This window comes from Yoonia sp. R2-816, from assembly GCF_046762905.1.
Classification (GTDB): domain Bacteria; phylum Pseudomonadota; class Alphaproteobacteria; order Rhodobacterales; family Rhodobacteraceae; genus Yoonia.
The window spans coordinates 1-2,213 of the sequence record NZ_JBKQXN010000266.1 but is presented as its reverse complement, the minus strand read 5'-3'; the positions used below and the strand labels follow the sequence as shown (position 1 = coordinate 2,213).

Here is a 2,213-nt window from a genome sequence, read left to right as displayed (position 1 = left end):
AGGACGAAGCCGCTATCGCGGCAATGGCGCTTGTTTCTGGCGTAATGAACCCATGCTGACTGCGCGTATTTTGCGATCTTGATGACCTGTCTGACGATTGGGGTTTCTCAATCTGATGACAGGAGGTTCCCATGACAGAGGAGAAGATGAGCCCGCTGCGTGCGCGGATGATCGAGGATATGCGCATTCGTGGCATGTCGCCGAAGACTCAGCAGGCACATATCAGGGCGGTTAGATACTTGGCTGAGTTCATCGGACGCTCGCCCGATACGACGACACCGGACGAGTTGCGTGCGTATCAGCTTCACATGACCGATAGCGGGGTCTCGACCGGCGTGTTCAATGCCAGGATCGTATCGCTGCGGTTCTTCTTTGGCATGACCTGCGGGCGTGAAGAGATGAAGCGGTACATGCAGTTCCGACGCAAGGCGAAGAAGCTGCCCGTTGTTTTGAGCGTCGAAGAGGTTGGCGATCTATTGGCGGCGGTTCCCGGACCGGGGCTGAAGTATCGTGCCGCCTTGGGGATCAGCTATGGTGCCGGGCTGCGCGCATCCGAAGTCTGCAATCTCAAGGTCTCAGATATCGACAGCGACCGGATGCTGATCCATGTCGACGAGGGCAAAAATGACAAAGACCGCAAGGCCATGCTGTCACCTGCCTTGCTCGACCTGCTGCGTGACTACTGGCGCGAGGCGCGCCCCGAAGGTTGGCTGTTTCCGGGCAAACCCAAGATCATGGCGCTTTCACCGCGCCAGTTGAACCGCGCGTTCACCTCGGCCAAGCACATGGCTGGGATCAACAAACCCGCCACATTGCACACCTTGCGCCACAGCTTTGCCACGCATCTGCTTGAGGCCGGAACGGACGTGCGGGTGATCCAGGTGCTCTTGGGACATTCCAAGCTCAGCACGACAGCGCGCTACACGCATGTCGCGACCAAGACCATCCGCGGCACTGTCAGCCCGTACGAGATGTTGGAGAAGCTGCAGGATCATACCGTCAGACGGGGCCTGGAGTAGCGGCTCAGGCGGCTGCCGCGCCCCCAGCTGGAGATTGCTGACATCTTTCGGAAGTATGGACCCACATATCGGCGGGCCAATGCGGGTCATGTCAGTCTCGGTCAACTGAAGGTAATGTCGGCGATAGAGGCCTGCCGAACCGAAGCGCTCGGGGGGCATGTCGCTGCCTGCACCAAATGCGATCACCATCACATCGCCTATAACTCTTGCAAGAACAGGCACTGTCCCAAGTGCCAGGGACCCGCTGCGCGGGACTGGATGGCAGCGCGCGCCGAGGATCTGCTGCCGGTCGAGTACTTCCACGTCGTCTTCACGATGCCTGCCGAGATCGCCCGCATTGCCTACTGGAACCAGAAGGCGGTCTACGGTCTGCTGTTCCGGGCATCGGCCAAAACGGTGACGACCATCGCCGCTGATCCCAAACGCCTTGGCGCGAAGGTCGGCATGACCAGCGTGTTGCACACCTGGGGATCAGCGCTCACGCATCATCCACACATCCATATGATCGTTCCAGGCGGCGGCTTGTCACCGGGCGGCACCAAATGGGTCGCTTGCAAGCCCGGGTTCTTCCTGCACGTGCGCGTTTTGGCGCGGCTGTTCAGACGTCTGTTCCTGGAAGGGTTGATAGAGTTGCATCGAGCGGGGGCCCTTATGTTCTTCGGTGAACGCGCGGGACTGGCGGATGCCGCTGCCTTCACCAAATGGCTCGCCCCGTTCCACAAGTCCGAATGGGTGGTCTATGCCAAGCCTCCGTTTGGCGGACCAGAGGCGGTACTGGCCTATCTCAGCCGCTATACGCACCGGGTCGCGATCTCCAACCATCGACTGGTCAGTGCGGATGCCAATACCGTGGCTTTCCGCTGGAAGGACTACCGTATCAAACGAGGTGACCGCCAAAAGGTCATGCGATTGGCCACGCCCGAGTTCATCCGCCGCTTCCTAATCCACGCACTTCCCGATGGGTTCCACCGCATCCGCCATTACGGTCTGCTGGCCAGTTCAGCGCGCAAAACGAACATCACGAAGGTCCGAGCGCTGCTCCGTGTTCAACGCGAAAAAGAAACCACTGAACAAGAGATGGAACCCGAGACGACCTCTCTCACCCTGCGCGAGCCGTGCCCTTGCTGCGGCGGCCCTATGCGTATCGTCGAGATCTTTCGGCGCGGTCAGATACCGATGTCGCGCGCGCCACCA

2 protein-coding genes are annotated in these 2,213 nt (G+C 60.0%); both read left to right on the top strand.

The window, feature by feature from the left end; all coding sequences use genetic code 11:
* Nucleotides 1-131: 131 nt before the first annotated feature.
* The gene (locus tag ACFWW2_RS16710) at nt 132-1,019 is read left to right on the top strand and encodes a tyrosine-type recombinase/integrase (RefSeq protein WP_393929780.1); all 888 of its coding nucleotides are present in this window, start codon (nt 132-134) and stop codon (nt 1,017-1,019) included.
* 12 nt (nt 1,020-1,031) lie between these two features.
* Nucleotides 1,032-2,213 (top strand): IS91 family transposase (locus ACFWW2_RS16705; RefSeq protein ID WP_393929782.1); only part of this gene is annotated, 1,182 nt, incomplete at its 3' end.

Coding starts and splice junctions, on each gene's coding strand:
- ACFWW2_RS16710 (WP_393929780.1), top strand. CDS start 132: ATGACAGAGGAGAAGATGAGCCCGCTGCGTGCGCGGATGATCGAGGAT.